This window comes from Sphaerisporangium album, assembly GCF_003323745.1.
GTDB classification, from domain to species: Bacteria; Actinomycetota; Actinomycetes; order Streptosporangiales; family Streptosporangiaceae; genus Sphaerisporangium; species Sphaerisporangium album.
In genome coordinates this window covers 31778-51292 of record NZ_QOIL01000015.1, presented here as the reverse complement: position 1 = coordinate 51292, position 19515 = coordinate 31778, and the positions used below count along the sequence as shown (strand labels likewise).

Annotated in this window: 11 protein-coding genes; 6 read left to right on the top strand and 5 right to left on the bottom strand. The window is 68.6% G+C overall.

The annotated features are described in order from the left end of the window. The first annotated feature begins 44 nt into the window (after positions 1–44). The 3 genes from lepB (at position 45) to DQ384_RS25170 (ending at position 1974) form a co-directional block, all read left to right on the top strand. A complete protein-coding gene (gene lepB / locus DQ384_RS25180) occupies positions 45–554 on the top strand; it encodes a signal peptidase I (protein WP_181871400.1) in 510 nt (169 codons plus the stop codon). 264 nt (positions 555–818) lie between these two features. Further along, complete coding sequence (locus tag DQ384_RS25175; RefSeq protein ID WP_114031353.1) at positions 819–1418, top strand: DUF6230 family protein; 600 nt, start codon at positions 819–821, stop codon at positions 1416–1418. A gap of 100 nt (positions 1419–1518) precedes the next feature. Further along, complete coding sequence (locus tag DQ384_RS25170) at positions 1519–1974, top strand: DUF6114 domain-containing protein (protein WP_114031352.1); 456 nt, start codon at positions 1519–1521, stop codon at positions 1972–1974. An 845-nt stretch (positions 1975–2819) separates the two neighbouring features. Here DQ384_RS25170 and DQ384_RS25160 read toward each other — a convergent pair. The 5 genes from DQ384_RS25160 to ssuE form a co-directional block, all read right to left on the bottom strand. After that, positions 2820–11096, bottom strand: coding sequence for a LamG-like jellyroll fold domain-containing protein (locus tag DQ384_RS25160; RefSeq protein WP_181871399.1), 8277 nt, complete (start codon positions 11094–11096; stop codon positions 2820–2822). A gap of 796 nt (positions 11097–11892) precedes the next feature. After that, positions 11893–12414 (bottom strand): RDD family protein, encoded by a 522-nt coding sequence (locus DQ384_RS25155; protein ID WP_147268888.1) that lies wholly within the window; start codon positions 12412–12414, stop codon positions 11893–11895. A 213-nt stretch (positions 12415–12627) separates the two neighbouring features. After that, complete coding sequence (locus DQ384_RS25150; RefSeq protein ID WP_114031348.1) at positions 12628–13782, bottom strand: LLM class flavin-dependent oxidoreductase; 1155 nt, start codon at positions 13780–13782, stop codon at positions 12628–12630. A 146-nt stretch (positions 13783–13928) separates the two neighbouring features. After that, entirely contained in the window at positions 13929–15146 is a 1218-nt protein-coding gene (locus DQ384_RS25145; RefSeq protein ID WP_114031347.1) for an SfnB family sulfur acquisition oxidoreductase, read from the bottom strand. Between the two features lie 121 nt (positions 15147–15267). Then, positions 15268–15846, bottom strand: coding sequence for an NADPH-dependent FMN reductase (gene ssuE, locus DQ384_RS25140; RefSeq protein ID WP_114031500.1), 579 nt, complete (start codon positions 15844–15846; stop codon positions 15268–15270). A 200-nt stretch (positions 15847–16046) separates the two neighbouring features. On the opposite strand from ssuE, the gene DQ384_RS25135 reads away from it, so the two are divergent. From DQ384_RS25135 to DQ384_RS25125, 3 genes are all read left to right on the top strand, one after another. After that, complete coding sequence (locus DQ384_RS25135) at positions 16047–16961, top strand: LysR family transcriptional regulator (protein WP_114031346.1); 915 nt, start codon at positions 16047–16049, stop codon at positions 16959–16961. 11 nt (positions 16962–16972) lie between these two features. Beyond that, positions 16973–17776, top strand: a complete 804-nt coding sequence (locus DQ384_RS25130) for a purine-nucleoside phosphorylase (protein ID WP_181871412.1) — start codon at positions 16973–16975, stop codon at positions 17774–17776. A gap of 87 nt (positions 17777–17863) precedes the next feature. Then, on the top strand, positions 17864–19495 hold the full coding sequence (locus tag DQ384_RS25125) for a phospho-sugar mutase (RefSeq protein ID WP_114031344.1): 1632 nt from the start codon (positions 17864–17866) through the stop codon (positions 19493–19495). The last annotated feature ends 20 nt before the right edge of the window (positions 19496–19515 follow it).

The window sequence follows — 19515 nt, the reverse complement described above, 5'->3', positions numbered from 1 at the left end:
CGGTAAATATCGTCTTCCGTGATCGCCAGGCGATAATGTCCGCCGTGACCCGCGCCAGAACGCTCGCCCTCGTCCTGCTGACGGCCGCGCTGACCGCGGGCTGCGGGCTCGCGTACAGCATCAGGGGCCAGCGCGCCTTCGACGTCCGCAGCGAGTCGATGGCCCCGACCATCCAGCCCGGGACCAGGGTCGTGGCCGACCTGGTCGACCACTACACCCCGAGAACCGGGGACATCGTCGTGATACAGCCGCCCGAGAAGTGGGGCGCCAACGGGCCCGTCCTGACCCGGGTGATCGGGATTCCGGGCAGCACCCTGAAGTGCTGCGACGCCAACGGCAAAGTACTGCTCGACGACAAGCCCCTCCTGGAGCCGTACACCGGCCTCAACGGGAACGCGGACCGCTACTTCGACGCCGTGACCGTGCCCTCCGGTCGCGTCTGGGTCATGGGCGACAACAGGGAACTGGCCCTTGACTCCCGCTCGTACCGACGGATGCTCGGCGACGGCACCGTCCCCGTCGAGAACGTCATCGGAGTCGTCCATTCGGAGTGACACCCCATCGGGCCGGACCATGTCCGCCGGGCGGTTCGCCATACCCCGTCGCGTCGAAACGGTCGTTCGTCTTCCATGTGAGAACGTCCCAAGAGATTTGCCGACTCCGGGGCCTTCTCCCGCTCCTGGCGTAGACCTGCGCAAACATCACGCGATGCTCCGCGTGGCCCCTTGATGGGACCGGACAAGATCCGCATGCTCGGCATCGAGCCTGCGGTCGGTCGCCGCATGGTGGCCGAGTTGCCGGGGATCTGAGGAGTGCCCATGCGTGAGCAGGGACGCGTGCGGTGGAGACGCTTCGCCGCGATCTTCATAACCGCCACGGTCGCGGCGTCCTTGCTCGTCGCCGCCGCCGTGCAGGGCGCCGTCGGCGTCTCCTTCGTCGTGTCGGGCAGGAAGATCAAGATACGGATCGACAAGCTTCGCGCGTTCGACGTCGTCGAGTTCGACACGACGCTGGAGGCCAAGGACGGCAGGAAGATTCCGGTGCACGTCGCCTCGAACAGACGGACGGAAGCCTTCGGCTTCTGCCAGAGCTACCTCTTCGACACCCCGCTCGGCCCCGCGACCTTCAAGCTCACGGGCGGGACGAACGGCGAACCGCAGGTGAGCGAAGGCACCGTCCTTTACGCGCTCCGCATCACGAACGACAAGACCATCTCCACGAACGTCAAGCTGGGCCTGGACGCCAGCACCCTGGAAAGCGTCCCCGGCGTCAGCGGCCCCCCAGGGTTCGTCGGTCAGCACACCGACGTGATCGTGGCCTTCAACTCCCAGCAGACCCTGGTCGCCACGACCTCGAACAAGCTCATCACCCCCGACAGCGTCCTCCGCGTGATCCCAGGCGTCCATGAATGCTTCTGACCCCGCCTCCCCGGCGAACCGACCACCCGCCACAGAACCGGGCACGAGATCGGACCGGACGACGAGACCGCGAAACGCCGGGCGGGCGGTCAGGTCCTGGTTGCGGTCGCGTCCCTTCTGGGGTGGGCTCTTCACGCTGCTCGCGGGCGTGGAGCAGATCACCGCCCCGTTCACGCTGCGGGGGCTCCCCCTGGTCATCCAGTCGCCCCAGGCCGGGCTGACCTCCGTGATAGCCATCACGATGATCATCCTGGGGGTGCTGCTCTGGCTCCAACCCGCCCAGCGCGTCTTCCTCGGCGTCGTGGCGATCCTGCTGTCGATCGCGTCGATCGTCTACGCCAACATGGGCGGCTTCCTGCTCGGCATGCTCCTCGGCCTCCTCGGCGGCGCCCTCTCCGCCGCCTGGGCCCCGACCCACCGCCCGGACCGGTCCCTGAAGCCTTCCACAGACCCGTCTCCAGAGCCGTCCTCGGAGCGCTCGGCCTCCGCCATTGCCGATCACCACCGACACGGCGTGCCACACTCATCACGGTCCACCACCCCAGGGGAAACGTGAGGCCCGGATGAGCGGTGACGAACGTCTTCAAATCGCCAGGCTGCTCTACGAGCGGGCCACCTTCAACGGCGACACGAGCGCCCTGGACACCGCCGACCGCGAACTGAACGCCGTCGAGGCCGACCTGTCCCTGGCCCGAGGCCGCATCCTCCACGGCCGCTTCTTCGAAACCCAGCAAGACGACCCGGACGAATTACGCCTCTTCGAGCGCGCCGCCAACCTGTACAAATCCGTCGGCGACGTCGAGGGCGAAGCCGAGGCCCTCTTCTGGATAGGCATCTACCACCAGGTCGTCCGAAACGACGACACCACCGCCGCGCCCGCCCAAGAACGCTCCCTGGAACTCGCGAAGGCCGCCAACGCCGACCTGACGACGTCCTACGCCCTCCGCCACCTCGGCATAGCCGCCCACAAGGCCGGCGACCTCAAAACCGCCCGCACCCACCTGGAAGAATCCACAAGCCTCCGCCGACGGACCCATCTCGACCCACCAAAGCAGCTAATCGTCCGGATAAGTCCATTCTTCAATCGCCCACGGCGCATTTTGTGCAGACCTCCATGCCACGTGCCCGAGGGGCAGGGTAGCAACTTGAGACAGAGACGGATCTCTTTGCACCAGATGCTTGATATGGAATACGACAGAGTTGCCGGCAGGGTCGTTCACGCCATCCCCTACAACCCAGTCGTTCTCATCATCGTGAATCACTACCAGGGCTGGCAGCTCCCCACTAGCGACCGTGTTCTGCACAACCGCACCGAGGTCATCCGGGAAACGATTGAACGCGAAGGGAAACGGCTTATTACGTTTAATGTCATTCATGCTCTTTGGAATCTCATCCTTACAATCAGTTCTTCTCATACACATTGCACGCCCTACATAGGAGCTGACCATTGTCGGCCGTTCCGGACCCACCATCCTCCCTGCGATCGACATGATCGACATGGCCCTCGTCGTCCGGCGGCCTGTTCCCCCTCGTGGATTGCTTGGGTTTGATCAGGTCTCGTCCACAGCCCTCCCCATTGCGAATATCACACACGGGGGCACCATAGAACCGCTCGTTCTCTTCCCACACCTTCTTTTTTTCAGCTCGAGTGAATGGCAGGAAGGGACGACTACCCGGAGCTGGACATCTGGCGTTGTGGACAAGAAGGTCCCGATCTCCTGCTTGCACATAGTACGTGGGGAGCCCAGCCACCGTCATGTTGTGGACTTGTCGTACGCCGGTCCACTTCCTGATGGCGGTGATCTGGACATGGGTGCCCGCGCCGGTTTGAAGGAGCATGCCGACGCGGAGTTCGGCTGCGGTGAGCCAGGCGTGGAGCGTGGGCACCCAGAAGGGGTGGCCGTCGGTAGCGATCACCACGCCTGTGGCCTTGCCCTTGGCGCTGTCGGTGTCTGCGGTGATCTCTACAAGACTCTTATCGCCATCACCGGTGATGCGGTCCAGGACGAGGCGTGGGCCTGTCTGGCCGGTCTGGGGGTCGGTTGCCAAAACCCAGTCGCCGACCTGGACGTCTTCTATGGGCTTTCGGGTGCCATCGGCCATGAGGACGAGGGTGCCTGCGACGAAGCTGTTGCGGCCGAGGCAGCGTTCGGCCGGCTTGAGGATCTTGGGGAGTCTGCGGCCGAGTTTGATGGCGCCGCCGGCGAGTTTGCCGACGGGGATCAGTCCGGCCGCCGCTACGGCGCAGTCGATCAGGTTCGGATTGGCCACGCAGTTGACCGCGTCGCCGATCGTGAAGTCGCAGATGATGTTGTTGCTACAGTCCTGCGCGAACTGCTCGATGGGAGAAGGAGATCCGCCGCCGGACGGAGGACAGCCCCCCGAAGGACCCCAGAGCAGCATGCCGCCCGTGTTCCCGCATTCACCGGAAGGAGCACATCTTCCCGTGCAGGAGATCAGGTCCGGGTTCGGAGGAGGGCACTCGGCGTCAGGAGAGGTGAAGTTACAGTCCAGGACGTCCAGGTCCGGGTTGTACCCGTAGATGTAGCACGTCTTGCATCCAGTCTTGGCTTCAGGCGGGAGTTTGTCGCAATACCCCTGCTGCAGACCTTTGCGACAGTCGATGGTCGGTTCGCGCGGTTGTCGCGGGCCATTATACGGCGCCGTCGGGCCGACCTTTGGTCCACTTACAGGTCTATTTACACGACCCAGCGGAGCGAGATTTTCGCGATCTGTGCCCTTCGGAGCTGTTCGGCATTGAGGTTTGTGCGCCGAGCATGTGTCGTCCACCGGAGGATTGCATCGCGTGTCATGTTTCGACGTACAGTCCTTCTCTGTTGGCGTCGAATACATCACCACTTCACAGAACACCCACAGCGGCGGGCCCGCATAGGGTATCCCCCTTAGCCCCTTACACGGCGGATAACGCCTGCCGTCGTGACCGCTGGGATCGGTGTATACGAGCGGGTTGGCATTTCCATAGGTATAGCGGTTGGCCCGGACGGAGGGATCGGCGTTCAGGGTCCAGGTGTCGCGGCTGGTGAAAGTGGCGGTGCCGGGTTGGTACCAGCGGGCTTGCATGTTGATCTTGCCGGTGGTCGGGTCGGTGAGTTCGCCTTGGTAGCCGAGGTCGTGCCTGGCGCCCGTTCTGGCGCTTTCTTCGCCGAAGGGGTTGTAGGCGACAGAGTCGGCCAGGGAGGTCGCGTTGGTGGTGAAGGTGCCGACGACGTCGCCGTGCTGGTCGGTGAAGGCGAGGCGCGGGCCGGTGCCGTCGGAGATGCCGATTGGCTCGCCGCCGATGCCTCGGCTGTAGCTCGCCTGCTTGGTGCCGGCCGCGTCGGTCATGGCGACGATGTCGTTGGCCAGATCGCCGTACACATACCGGCTGGTCGCCGCGCCCTGGGTTCGGCTGGTGACGCGGTCCAGGGCGTCGTAGGTGTAGACGGCCTCGCCGTCGCTGGTCATGCGGTCCAGGGCGTCGAACTGGAGGATCTTGGTGACGTTGCCCTTGGTCTCGCTGGCCGTGGTGCCGCGCGGGGTGTAGGTGTAGGTGGTTCCGTCGCCGGACAGCACGCGGTTGCGCTCGTCGTAGGTGAAGGTCTTGGCGCCGGCCTTGGTGCGGTTGCCGCTGTCGTCCCAGGCGTAGTCGGTGACGGCGCCGCCGGGGGCGGTCCAGGAGGTGAGCCGGTTGCTCCAGTCGTAGGTGTAGGCGTTGGTGCCCGCGCCGGCGGTCCCGGCGGTGGTCTTGGTGGTGAGGTTGTCGTCGCGGTCGTAGCCGTAGGTGATGGAGGCGATGGCGGCACCCGTGGACGTCTTCAGGGTGTCGCCGGTCAGGCGGTCCATCGGGTCGTAGGAGTAGGTCCGCTTGGGGCCGCTGGTGCCGTAGTCGATGCCGGTGAGCCGGTCGGCGTTGTCGTACCCGTAGGTGAGGGTCGTGGAGGTGACCGGGTCGCTGTAGGTCTTGAGCCGGTCGGCGGCGTCCCAGGTGAACGTCGCGGTGCCCGCGGCGTCGGTGCGCTGGGTGAGCCGGTCGTTGGCGTCGTAGCCGAAGCTCGACAGCGAACCCGGGGTGCCGGTCTTGGCTGTTGTCAGCAGCAGGCCGCGATCGTTGAAGTCGAAGGCCAAATCGCCCGCGCTGGTACGCCTGCCGGCCAGGTCGTAGCCGAACGTGTTGGCCTGGGTCGCCGCTTCGGCGCCGGTTCCGGCCTCGTTGGTCAGGCGGTCGAGGTTGTCGTAGGTGTTGGTGACGCGGACGTTGCCCGGTTGCAGCACGCTCACCTGGTTGCCGGAGGCGTCGTAGACGTAGGTCCAGGTCCGGTCGGGCAGGTTGGGGTGGGCCTGGGTCGCGGGCTCGACCCGCGTCTCCACCAAGCCGAGCGAGTTGTAGGTGACGAGGGTCGCGTTGCCGCGTCCGTCGGTGGTCCGGGTACGTTCGCCGGCGGCGTTGTAGCCGAAGGACGTGGTGATGGACGTGGTGGCCGAGACCGGCTCCACCAACTGGGTGAGCCGGTCGGCGGCGTCGTAGGTCCGCCGCGTGAGGTGCCCCTCGGGGCTGGTCTGCCCCACCAGGTTGCCCGCGGCGTCGCTTTCGAACCCGTAAGTCCGCAGCACAGTGCCGGAGGAGTTCAGGTCCTTGGCCGTGGTCTTGCGCCCGGCCAGGTCGTACTCGGCGACGGTCGCGTTGCCGAGCGCGTCGGTGACCTTGGTGGTCCGTCCCGCCAGGTCGTACTCGAAGGTGGAGGAGTGGTTCAGGCCGTCGGTCTGCGTGACGATCTCTCCGGCGGCGTTGACGGTGGCCTGGGTACGGTTCCCTGCGGGCTGGACGACGGCGATCGGGTTGCCCGCCGTGTCGTACTCGGCGCTGGTCGTCAACGCGACCGCGGTGGGCTTGCGCTCGAGCTGCGTCGTGGTGACCTGGCGGCCGAGCCCGTCGTAGGTGCCCTCGATACGCGCCCCGGTCGGATCGGTGGACGAGAGACGCTCGCCGGTGAGGGTGTAGGTGTAGTCCCAGTTGCCGCGAGCCGCGCCCTGGGTGGCGGGCGGATCGGTGATGCGCACCGTGCGGCCGAGGATGTCGTAGGTGATGTTGGCGACATTCCCGCGAGCATCGGTGATCGCGATGGGGCGACCAGCCGCGTCGTACTCGTAGGACGTGCGCGGCGTGACGGCCGTCCCCCCGGGCGGGGTGTACGGGGTGCCGGTGATCGAGGTGATCCTTCCGGCCTTGTCGTGGACCATCACACCGGCCCGGCCCTCCGGCCCGGTCTCGTGGGTCTGCTCGCCCGCGGTGTTGTAGCCCGCCTTCGAGGTCGGACGCTCGGTGACCGGGGCCGCGCCGCCGCGTTCCACCGCGACCGGCGGCTCCTGCACCTTGACGACCCTGCCGAAGGCGTCGTAGTCGATCAGCGAGGTGTAGTCCATCCGGTTGGCGCCGGAGGCGTTGCCGCGCGGGTCGGTGACCTCGGTGACCAGGCCGCGGTCGTCCAGCTTCCAAGTGGTCGTCAGATCGGCGGAGCCGTTCTCCACCGTCTGCTCGATCATCCGGTCCCCCGCGTCGTAGCCGTAGGACTCGGTCTCGATGCGCGTGGTGCCTGTGGCCGTCAGGGTCTTCTGGGTGACGTTGGTGTTGGCGTCGTAGACGTAGGCCGTCTTCCTGGCGAGCCCGCCCGGGTCCAGGGTGGAGGAGGTCATCCGCCCAGAGGCGTCCCAGACGTAGTCCACGCGCGTCTTCCCGCCACCGGCCACCTCGCGGGTCAGGTTCCCCGCCGCGTCGTACGTCGAGGTGGAGAGCACCACGTCTACCGGAGTGGTCGAGGAGTTCAGCTTGGCCTGGGAGGCGATCTTCTCAGCTAGCGTGTCGTCGCCGAAGTAGGTGTAGCGGGTGGTCCGGCCGAGCGCGTCGGTCTCCGAGGCCAGCCGCCCGCCCGGGTCGTAGGCATAGGAATGCACGACGACGTCCTGGGCGGGCTGGGGGTTGGTCGGGCTGCCCGTCCAGCCCTTCAAGGTGACGGTGGCCGACTCGCCACGAACGGTGTACCCGTAGTCATAGGTGGCGCCCGCCGCGTCGACCGTGTTGACGACCCGGCCGCGGTGGTCGTAGGCCGTCCGCTGGACACCCCCTTCAGGCCCGGTGACCTTCTGCACGCGCCCGTAGGCGTCGTGCTCGTAGGTTGTCGTGCGGGCCGGGTCGCCTCCGGTGAGGTCGGCCAGCGTCTCGGTGAGCTTGTTGCCGTCGGCGTCATAGGTGTAGGCGGTCTCGGCCGTGTGGGTGACGCCGCTGATCTCGTTCTTGACCCCGGACGCGGTCTGCTTGGCCAGGCGTCCATAGGCGTCGTAGGTGAACGTGGTGGTGCTCGTCCCGCCACCGGTCGGGGGGTCGGGAGTCTCCGGGTCCGACGGGGTGACGGGGGTGTCCTTGTCGGACTGGATCTCCGCCTCCGACAGCGCTCTGTCATAGACGCGGACCTCGTCGATCAGGCCCGCGAAGTGCTCGCCCCATACGCCGTTCCCACCGATGCGCAACGGGCCGTCGTCGCCACGGAGCGTTCCTTGGAAGTCGCTTTCGGCGGTCTTGGTGCCGTTGAGGTAGAAGGCCAGCTTCGAGCCGTCGTAGGTGAGCGCCAGGTGTGACCAGGTGTCGAGCGGGATGTCCTCGGTGGAGTTGACGTAGCCCTCGGTGCCGTCGGTGTTGACCGCCCACCCGTTGGGTTGTGAGCCGTTGGAAGCGTAGAGCCCGTAGGACAAGCCGCCGCTGAACTCTTTGAGAATGGCCTGACGCCAGTTGTCCAGGATCGTCGGATTGACCCAGGCCATCAACGTCATCCCGTCGGTCAACCTCAGGGAGGGCGAGTCGGGGATCGTGACCCACGAAGAGGTCCCGTTGAATGACAGCGCCTTCCCGAACTTGCCGGACGTCGCCCACGTGGTGTCCGTGGCGGTGCCCGCCTGAGAGTGTCCCGAGTCGTCCGCGACGGCGGTCCCGGACCCGGCGTTGAATCCGTAGGCTGCGACGGGACCCTCCTGCGCGGTGAGCGGAGCCGGGGCCTGCCCGCCGCCGGAGATCTGGCTGGTGGAGGTCTTGCGCCCGATCGCGTCGTAGGTGTATGCGCTGACGAGGCCGGTGGGCTCGGTCACCTGGGCCACGTCGCCCGCGGCGGTGTAGGCGTACTTACGCTGGTTGCCCTTGGGGTCGGTCACGGCTTTCAGCAGACCGGCCGGGGTCGTCCCGCCGCCGACAGCGGCCTCGGTGCCATCGGTATAGGCGTAGGTGGTCGACCGGCCGTTGGGGAAGTCGGGAGTGGCGGGTGTCGTCTCCTTGGCCTTGTCGCCGAAGGTCGTGTACTCCCACTTGGTGGCGTAGGTGTTGCTGCCGCTGCCCTGCGATCGCGCGTCCCGGTATGCCGTCACCTGGTCGTTGCGCGGGTCGAACTTGTCGGTGGTGTTGAGGTAGTACGACGCGTAGGTGGTCTGGCAGTCCCCCGGCGCGCGGCACTTGGTCATGCTCAGCTCGTTGCCGCGCTCGTCGTGTGTCAGTTGGGTGGTGTTGCCGTTCCGGTCGGTGATCTTGCCGACGTAGCCTCCTGTGTCGTAGTCGTAGGTGGTCGTCTTGCCGAGCTGGTCGGTCTGGCTGGTGGTGCGCATGACGCGGAGCGCGTCGTGTGTCGAGACCAGCGTCTTGTTGTGGGGGTCGGTAACGGTGACGGTCGCCTGCGGATCACCCTCGTCGTCCTCGCTGTACTGCAGGGCGCTCAGCTTCCACAGGCCGCCGTTGAGGTCGGTGTGGGTCTGGAGCCGCCCGCCGTCGACCAGGTAGGCGTTCTGCGCCCACACCCGTCCCGAGGGGAGCGTCCCCTTGGTCATCTGCGCTGCGGCGGCGCCGGCCTGGTAGTGGGCGAGGATCTCGGCGGCGGGCAGCGACCGGTTGTAGGTGGCGACCTCGTCGATGTCCCCCCGGAACGGGAACACCTGCACCGAGCTGGTGGAGGCCGGCCACGCCGAGGAGGCGAAGCCGGAGCCGACGCGGGTGTAGTAGAGGTCGCCGTGGTTGATGGAGCCGTTCAACGTCCCGACGGCCCGGCCGTCGAGGTACAGGACCTGGCTGTTGCCGTCACCGGTCAGCGCCACGTGGTGCCACTGGCCGTTGTTCACCGCGCCCGAGGTGGTGATCGGGCTGGTCTGCCCCGTCCAGAACTGGCCGCGGAGCCTGCCATCGGTGCCCACGTACAACACCGGGGCGTACTTCTCCGGAGCGGAAGTGGCGCTGCTGTGACCGACCAGCACACCCGAACCGGAGGTCTTGAACCAGCCCTCCACGGTCAGATGCGTCCCCAGGCCCCCCAGGGCATAGGAAGGAACGCTGACGTAGGTACTAGAGGAGGATGTGCCGGCGAACCGGACCGCCGTATCCGAGGACCCGCCGAGCGCGCCTGCGACCCCCACCGTGGCGTCATAGCCGCCGCTACTGAACAAGGCGTTGCCTCCGCCGAGCTGCCGGCCGAGCGCGCCGGCGACCGTCGAGCCGGCCGCGCCGGTGGCCTCGTTCAGCCGCCAGTAGTAGGAGGGCACCGAGTTGACGACCGTAGTGCTGTAGCGGGAGGCGTCCTGGTACTCGTAGGTGGTGCACGCTGTCGCGGAGCCCGGGGCGCAGACCTTGGTCAGTTTGTGACCATCGTAGGTGTAGGACCACGTCAGCGGGGCCCCGTTCACCGGGTCGGTCGAGATCCCGGTGACGTGCCCGCCGGTCCAGGTGAGGGTGAGCGACCTGCCGCCGGTCGCGGTGACCTGGGCGAGCTTCCCGTCGGAGCCGTACACCAGGTTTTGGGCCCGGCCGCGGTTGTCGGTGACCTTGGTGACCCGGCCCTGGGCATCGAACAGATAGGAGGTGGCGGACTTGTCCATCAAGCGCCACCCGCCGCCGCTGACCGTCGCCAAGGTGGCATAGGTGCCGAGTGGCGGGACGAAACTGCCGTCCCCCATCGCGCCGAACCGTGCCTGCCGGCCGTCCGGGTAGGTCACCAGAACGGTCGAGGTCTGCGGTTCGTTCACCAGGCGCATGTCCCAGCGGGTGCTCCACCCGGCTCCGAACATCCCGTCGGTACGCGGGTCCAGGCTGTTGTAGGTGCGGGTGGTGGTCAGCGGCGGGCCGACCGTGGCCACCGTGGCGTCGGTCACCGTCTGGGTGTAGTTGCCGACCACCGGGTTGAACTCACGGCCGTCGACCCCGCTGCCCAGCAGCGCGTTGATGGACGGCTGCTCGGGCTGGGCGGTGAGCGTCATCCACGGCGAGGTGGTGCGCAACCCATTGGAGCTGTCCTCGGCGACGACCGACCACCAGTACTGCTTGCCCCACTTCAGGTAACCCGCGGTCACGTCCCAGGTGCCCGCGTAGTTCCACGAACTGCTCGTGCACCAGTCCCAGCTGCCGGATGGGCCTGATGGCCCGGAACAGATCTGGAACCAGTACGACACGACCCGCCCGGTCGCGGAGTTCGCGATCGATCCGAGCGTGGGAGTCAGCGATCCGACCGTCGTGTTGTTCCACGGCCAGAATGTGAAGAAGGTAGGGGGCTGCGGCTGCGGAGCCACGTAGCACAGCCCGAGATCCTTCCACGCGTTGGTGGTGAGGGGCGGCAAGCCGCCCGGATTCCACTGCGCCTCGAAATCATGCGGCTCGGTCATCCCCTGAGTGGAGTTGAAGTAGGAGACGATCTGCCCAACCGAGTACTGGCTGCCCGGCCGCCATGCCTGGTGATAGCAGTCTCGCGCAGCGAGAACCGCATCCGCCTTCCGAGGCGACACCGGAGGCTTCAGTCCGCCCGTGGCCGGCTCCCTGGCAACCCGGTCCCGGGACTCCAGCGGCAAAGCTCCCTTCGGCGGCTTCCCAGGTTCGTCGCCCTCGGCAGCCTTGACCTGAGCCCTTGTCGCCTGCGCCGAGACCAGATGCGGCAACCCGGCCGCCGACCCCGTCCGCTGCACAGGCGTGTCCACATGAGATGTGTCCACTCGCACGCCGGACGGGAGAACCGTTTTGGCGGTGGCCTGGGGAGTCAGGCCATCCGGAACTCCCACTCCTGAAATGAACACCGCTAACGCGGCGGTGAACATCGTCGCAATTGACAATCGCCGAGGAAACCACGAACGCCGCATGAGCACATCCCCGTGGGCATGCCGAAAACGCCGCACGGCTCGCCAGGCGGACGAACGTCGCGATGCTTACTCGGCTCCGAACAGATCACATAGGAGAACAGTCGGAACGTATGCGAAGCAGCCGCATGCAACAATGGTGATGTGGATCACATCACAGACCGGATGGAACGGTACACATGGCGTAGCGGATCCACGGAAGCCGGGCTCCGCAAAAACAGAACGGAGAAATCTCTCGGTAATCGTTCATGTCATTCAGAGGACCTGAGTCACGCTTCGCCCGGTGAAGACGAACGGAAAGTGACACCCAGGGATCATGCGCGGGCGGGACTCACCACCGTGGAGCCTTGATGACGACGGTTCCCGCGAGAATGTCGTGGAGGCATCTTCTTTCGGAGCCGGCGATCATCAGTTGGTCTGCCAGGGCCAGGGGGACGCCTACGTAGGGGATCATGATGACGCCACAGTAGAAGACGGCGCGGAGGGCGGACTGGCGGGAGGTCAGGGGGTTGCCGTCCGTGGTGACGACCTTTATGCGGCACAGTTTCTTGCCGAGGGTCTGGCCCCAGCGGAAGTGGCAGGTCCAGAAGTAGAGGCCGGCCACGGCGGCGAACACCTGGTCGGAGAACCAGTACGGGTCCTGGAAAGGGTTGACGAACAACACGCCCAGCAGACCCCCCGAGGACGACAGAGAGGCGTCGCCGACCGTCGTGTTGAACCATTGCGGATTCAGCAGGCTTCCCAGAGCCAGGTTGACAAAGAAAAGCGGGACGCAGTCGATCAGCATCGCGAGTAAGCGGTACCGCCTGGCGGCGACCGCCGGATCCGTCATCACATCGTAGGGCAATGTCACCCTGCCAGTCTGCCAGAAATGATCAGCGTGAATAGGCCGCAATACAGCCCTGTTATCGAGCCGTACCGTCGTGTTCCACGGCGGCTGACCCCGGCCTTCCGCTCTGCTTCCTCAAACGACCGACGCCCGCCGCCGGTCATGCTCTCGGCCCGACGACGCCCGCCGCCGGTCAGGTTTCCTCAGCGCGTGAGGCTCGTCCGCCTCTCTGTTTCCTCAGCGACCGACACCCCCGGCGAAAGGGATCTCGGCCGGGGTGTCGCCGGTCGTCGCGGTGGGGTGGGTCCAGAGGCCGGCGGCGGACAGGATCGGCAGGACGCCCTCGCCGAACCAGTAGGCCTCCTCGACGTGGGGGTGGCCGGACATGATGAACTCGTCGATGCCGAGGCGGTGGTATTCGACGATGCGCTCGGCGACCTCGGCGTGGCTGCCCACCAGGGCGGTGCCCGCGCCGCCGCGGACCAGGCCGATGCCCGCCCACAGGTTCGGGGAGACCTCCAGGTCGGCGGTGCTGCCGCCGTGCAGGGCCAGCATGCGGCGCTGTCCCTCGGACTCGCTGCGGGCCAGGCCGGCCTGGACGGCGCGGATCGCCTCCTCTGAGAAGCCGTCCAGCAGGCGCCGCGCCTCCGCCCAGGCCGCCTCGGCGGTGTCGCGGGTGATGACGTGCAGCCGGATGCCGAAGCGCAGGGTGCGCCCGGCCTTGGCCGCGAGCTCGCGCATCCAGTCGAGCTTCTGCTCGACCTGCGCGGGCGGCTCGCCCCAGGTGAGGTAGACGTCGCTGTAGCGGGCCGCGACCTCGCCCGCGGCCGGGGAGGAGCCGCCGAAGTAGATCGGGGGCACCGGGTCGGGCACGCGGGCCAGCCGCGCCTCCTCGACCTGGAGGTGCTCGCCCTTCGCCGTCACCGTCTCCCCCTGCCACAGTGACCGGACGATGGACAGGAATTCGCCCGTCCGCGCGTAACGGGCGTCCTTGTCCAGGAAGTCGCCGTACGCGCGCTGTTCGTGGCTCTCGCCGCCGGTGACCACGTTGAGCAGCAGGCGTCCGGGGGCGTACCGCTGGTAGGTGGAGGCCATCTGGGCGGCCAGGGTCGGGGACACGACGCCGGGGCGGAACGCGACCAGGAACTTCAGCCGCTCGGTCTCGCGGGCGAGCATGGCCGTGCTGAGCCAGGCGTCCTCACACCATGCCCCGGTGGGGGTGAGCGCGCCCACGAAGCCGAGCTGCTCGGCGGCGCGGGCGATCTGGCTGAGGTAGCCGAGGGTGGCGGGGCGCTGGCCTCCGGCGGCCCCGGCGGGCAACCCGTGGCCGCCTCCGACGACGTGCCGGCTGTCACCGTAGGTGGGAAGGAACCAGTGGAATGTGAGGCTCATCGGCATCTCCGGTAGGCAATGAGGGGAATGTGGCGTGGGTCCGGCCACACGACGAGCTCAGGCGGGTGACGAGCTCAGGGCGGCACGGTGTGGTCAGGCGGGTGACGAGCTCGGGGGTGAGCCCAGGCGCGGGCGGCGGGGTGAGGTCAGAGGAGGCCGTGGCGGGGTGGGAGGGTGCCGTTGAGGACGTAGCGGCCGATGTGCTGCACCTTCCAGCGGACGGGGTCGTGCAGCGTGTGGGTGCGCGCGTCGCGCCAGTAGCGGTGCAGGTTGAGGCTGTCCAGGGCCGAGCGGGTGCCGCTCACCTCGAACAACGCGTCGGCGACCTCGACCGCCGCCGTCGCGGCCTGGACCTTCGCGGCGGCCACGGCGATGGACGCCTCGCCCGCGGTGGCGTCGGTGAGGTCGGCGGTGGCGGCGTCGACCGCGCGGCCCGCCGCGTCGAGCAGCGCGTCGGCGGCGCGGACCTTCAGCGACAGCTCGCCGAACCGCTGGATGAGCAGAGGCTCCTCGGCGGCGGTGTCGTACCCGCTCTCGAACCAGGGCCGGCTCTTGGTGCGGACGAACCGCACCGCCTCGTCCAGCGCGGACGCGGCGATGCCCGCGTCGATGGCGGCGTGCAGAAGCTGGGCGACCGCGCCGTGCAACTGGGGCCCCTGGAAGGTCAGGTGGTGCGGGACGACGCGGTCGGCGGGCACGCTGACGTTCTCCAGGCGGACGGTGCCGCTGGCGGTCGTGCGCTGGCCCATGCCCTCCCAGTCGTCGACGACCGTCACCCCGGCGGCGTCGCGCGGGATGTAGGCGACGTGCAGGGCGTCGTCCTCGGTGCGGGCGAGGACGGGGATCCAGTCGGCGAACAGCGCGCCTGTGGAGTAGTGCTTGAGGCCGTCGAGCAGGTACCAGCCGTCCGAGGCGGGGGTCAGCCGGGTGCGGATGTCCTGGACGTGCTTGGTGCCGGCCTCCGACTGCGCGTTGCCGAAGCGGCGTCCGTCCAGCACCTCGCGGAAGAAGAACCGCTGCTGGTCAGGGCTGCCCTGGCGGCGCAGGACGTTGATGTAGACGAAGTGGCTCTGCGGGATCTGCGCCAGGCTGGCGTCGCCGGAGGCCAGCAGGCGCATGACCTCGGCGAGGACGCGCGCCGGGACGTCCGCTCCCCCGTGCTCGCGCGGGACGGTGATGCCGAGCAGGCCCGTGGCCGAGAGCCGGTCGAGTTCGGCGTGCGGGAGCTTGCGCTGCGCGTCGCGTTCGGCGGCGCCGGCGTGGAAGGCGGCGGCCAGTTCCTGGGCGACGGCCAGGGCCTCGGTCTCGTCGGCGATCACATGGGCGGGTACGGGGTCGGTGGCCCTGGGGGTCGGCGCGGGCACGATATGGCCTCCTGAGAGTACGGATCAGCGAAAACGAGGATAATCGGGCGCTTCTCGCTGGACGGGTTCAGCGCTGGACCGATTTCACCCGGGGCGCGGGGACGGCGGCTCAGATAGTGGCTCAGACAGCGGCGGGGAGTGGATAGGGGCCGGGCCGGGTGGTGAGCGGGTTCCGGCCGAGGGCGGTGGAGAACTGGCCGAGGACGTTGTCCAGCGCGACCTGGGTGTCCGGCTCGACCGCGACCCCGCCGTCGTCCAGCAGGGTGATGTGCCGGTCAAGGACGAACCACCCCTGGACGATGTGCGCGGCGCCCATGGACGACAGCACCGGCCGCAGCGCGTAGTCGATGGCCAGGACGTGGGCGGTCGTCCCTCCGGTGGCGAGCGGCAGCACCGTCTTGCCCGCCATCGCGTACTGCGGCAGCAGGTCGAGCAGGCACTTGAGCAGGCCCGAGTAGGCCGCCTTGTAGACGGGGGTGCCGATGACGATGCCGTCGGCCCGCTCGAGCAGCGTCCTGGCCTCGATGACGGCCGGGTGGTCGAAGTCCGCGCCGATCAGGGCCTCGGAAGGCAGCAGGCGCACGTCCAGCGGGATCACGTGATGGCCCTGGGCGGCGAGCCGGACGTCGAGGTGGCGCAGCAGGCGGGCGGTGCGCGAGATCGGGGACGGGCTTCCGGAGATGGAGAGGACGGTGGCCATGGAGATCACCTCGGGATCCGCTGAGGACGAGTGAGGTCGGGTACGGGACGTCCTCCGGGACGCCGCGCCACCGGGCTATTTCCTACTTTAAAGGTAGGGTAGCTTGGTGGTCGATTAGGCATCCGCGAAGCGGTGATAGGGCGCCCCTTCCACCTCGGCGGGCCACCAGCGGGATCGACTCGGCCAAAGGGGACGGCTCCATGCGTATCGAGCAACTGGAGTACATCGCCGCCGTGACCCGGCTCGGCTCCCTGCGGCGCGCCGCCGAAGCGCTCCACCTGTCACAGCCGGCGCTGAGCGAGACCGTCCGCAACCTGGAGCGCGAGCTCGGCGTGGACCTGCTGGACCGCAGGCGCTCGGGCGCGAAGATCAGCGACGAGGGGCGCGAGCTGCTGCCGCACATCATCGGCGTGCTGGACGCGGTCGACAAGCTGCGCCGCGCGGCCGACGAGCAGCACCGCAGCAGCCGCATGATCCGCCTCGGGACGGTGAACGCGGCGACCGTCCCGCTGCTCGTCCCGGTGATCCGCGAGTTCCGCGGGTCGCACCCGGGGACGCAGGTCGAGGTGATCCAGGCGCGGCAGGCCGAGATCCACCGGGGGCTGCTGGAGGGCGGCCTCGACCTCGGGCTCGTCAACTACCTCGCCGGGGACGACCTGCCGCCCGGCTTCCACACGACCGAGCTCCTGCGCGGCCGTCCGGTGGCGTGCGTCCCGTCCGGCAGCCCCCTGGCGCGACTTCAGACGATCACAGCGGACGATCTGCTGGCCGAGCCCCTCGTCGTCATGCGGTCCGGGTACGTCATGCACCGGTTCGTGCACCGCCTGCTGAACGGACGGAGCCCGGCGTTCTCCTACTCCACCGACGGGGCCGAGATGGGCAAGCTGATGGTCGCCGAGGGGCTCGGCGCGACCGTGCTGCCGGACTTCAGCGTCATCGGCGACCCGCTGGAAAGGTGCGGGGCGATCACCTGGCGTCCGATCGAGGGCGACGACACCGAGGTGCTGCTCGTGCTCCAGCGCCCGCTCGCCGGATCGGTGCCCGCCGCGGCCCGCGACCTCCACCAGATCTTCGTGCGGGCGGCCAGGTCACACGCGAGCGGAGCGGCACTGTAGCCTCGGTGAACGTGAGCAAAGACGCCTACTCCCTCGCCGCGGAGGCCGCGGCCGCGCTGAAGGACCTCACCGGGGTCGACTCGTTCGATGTGGCCCTCGTCCTGGGGTCCGGCTGGGGCCCGGCCGCCGACGCCCTCGGCAGGACGATCTCCGAGCACCGTGTGACCGACCTGCCCGGTTTCGCCGCACCCGCCGTGGCCGGTCATACCGGGACGATTCGGGCGGTGGAGACCGAGTCCGGGCGCAAGGCCCTCGTCCTGATGGGCCGCACCCACCTGTACGAGGGCAGGGGCGTCGAGCCGGTGGTGCACGGCGTGCGCACGGCACTGGCCGCCGGAGCGCACACGGTCGTGCTCACCAACGCCGCCGGGGGGCTGCGGCCGGAGGTTCAGAACGTCGGCGACCCCGTTCTGATCAGCGACCACATCAACCTCACCGGGGCCAACCCGATCACCGGCGCGACCTTCGTCGACCTGACCGAGGTCTACTCCCGGCGGCTGCGCGACCTTGCCCGCGAGGCCGACCCGTCGCTGGCGGAGGGCGTGTACGTCGCGTTCCGCGGGCCGACGTACGAGACGCCCGCCGAGATCCGCATGGTGCGCACGCTGGGCGCGGACATCGTCGGCATGTCGACCGTGCTGGAGGCGATCACGGCGCGGGAGGGCGGGGCCGAGGTGCTGGGCATCTCGCTGGTGACGAACCCCGGCGCGGGGCTGGTCGGCGTGCCGCTGAACCACGAGGAGGTCCTCGCGGTGGGCCGCGCGACCGCGAGCCGCATGGGCGTGCTGCTGGCCAAGGTCGTCAACAAGCTCTGACCTGGCGATCGGGCCGAGCTTCATGCGATTCCTGGCTGTATTTCGTGAATTGTCGGTAGATCTCGATTCAGGTAGCAAGGGCGAGCGATGACTGATCTCGTGCGGCGCGCGGAGGAGTGGCTGGCGCAGGACCCGGACCCGGAGACGCGCGAGGAGCTCAGCCGCGTCCTCCGGGACGGCGACGAGGCGGCGCTCCTGGACCGCTTCGGGGCCAAGCTGGAGTTCGGCACGGCCGGGCTGCGCGGCGAGCTCGGCGCCGGGCCGAACCGCATGAACCGGGTGACCGTCATGCGCGCCGCCGCCGGCCTGGCCAGGCGGCTCGGGCCGGGCGGGCACGTCGTCATCGGGTACGACGCGCGGCACAACTCCGACGTCTTCGCCCGTGACTCGGCGGCCGTGCTCACCGGCGCGGGGCTGCGCGTCTCGCTGATGGAGGACCACTGGCCGACCCCGGTCCTCGCCTTCGCGGTACGCCACCTCGACGCCGACGCCGGGGTCATGGTGACCGCCTCCCACAACCCGCCCCGGGACAACGGGTACAAGGTGTACTGGGGCGACGGGTCGCAGATCGTGCCGCCGCTGGACGAGGAGATCTCGGCCGCCATCGACGCCGTCGGCCGGGTGGACGAGCTGCCGCTCGGGAGCGAGTGGGAGACGCTGGGTGACGCGGCCATCGTCGAGCCGTACCTCGCCGCGCTCGCCGAGCTGCCGCTGGGCGAGGCGCGCGACCTGCGGATCGTCTACACGCCGATGCACGGCGTGGGCGGCGCGATCCTGCTGCGGGCGTTCGCCTCGGCCGGGTTCGCGGCTCCCGCCGCCGTCGAGGCGCAGTTCACGCCGGACCCGGACTTTCCCACCGTCGCATTCCCCAACCCGGAGGAACCCGGCGCGATGGATCTGTCCCTGGAGCTGGCCGAGAAGGCCGGGGCCGATCTGATCATCGCCAACGACCCGGACGCCGACCGCTGCGCCGTGGGCGTGCCGCTCCCCGAGGGGGGCTTTCGCATGCTCACCGGCGACGAGGTGGGCGGGCTGCTGGGCGAGTACGTCATCGCGCGCACGTCGGGGCCGGGCCGGTCGGTGGCCGCGTCGATCGTGTCGTCCTCGCTGCTCGGCAGGATCGCCGAGGCGCACGGGGTGCGGCACGCCGAGACGCTCACCGGGTTCAAGTGGATCGTCAAGGCCGGGGACGGGCTGGTCTACGGGTACGAAGAGGCGCTCGGGTACACCGTCGGCTCGGACCAGGGGCTGCCGGTGCGGGACAAGGACGGAATCGGGGCGGCGCTGACGGTCGCGGCGATGGCGGCCGAGGCGGCGCGGGACGGTCACACGCTGCTGGACCTGCTCGACCGGCAGGCGCAGAGGTACGGGCTTCACGCGACCGCACAGTTGTCGGTGCGCGTGCAGGACCTGTCGCTCATCGCCGGCGCGATGGACCGGCTGAGGTCCGGCCCGCCGAAGGAACTCGCCGGCCGTACGGTGCTGTCGGCGGAGGACCTGAGCGCGGGCGTCGACGGCCTGCCTCCCACGGACGGCCTGCGCTACCGCCTCGCGGGGGACGCCCGCGTGGTGATCCGCCCTTCGGGCACCGAACCCAAGCTCAAGTGCTACCTGGAAATCGTCACCCCGGTCGAGCGCGACGTCCCGTCCGCCCGGGTGCGGGCCACCGAGGAACTGTCCTCCCTCAAGGCGGCGCTCTCCGCGGCCCTGGCGCTCTGACGGCTCGCCCACTTCGCGCG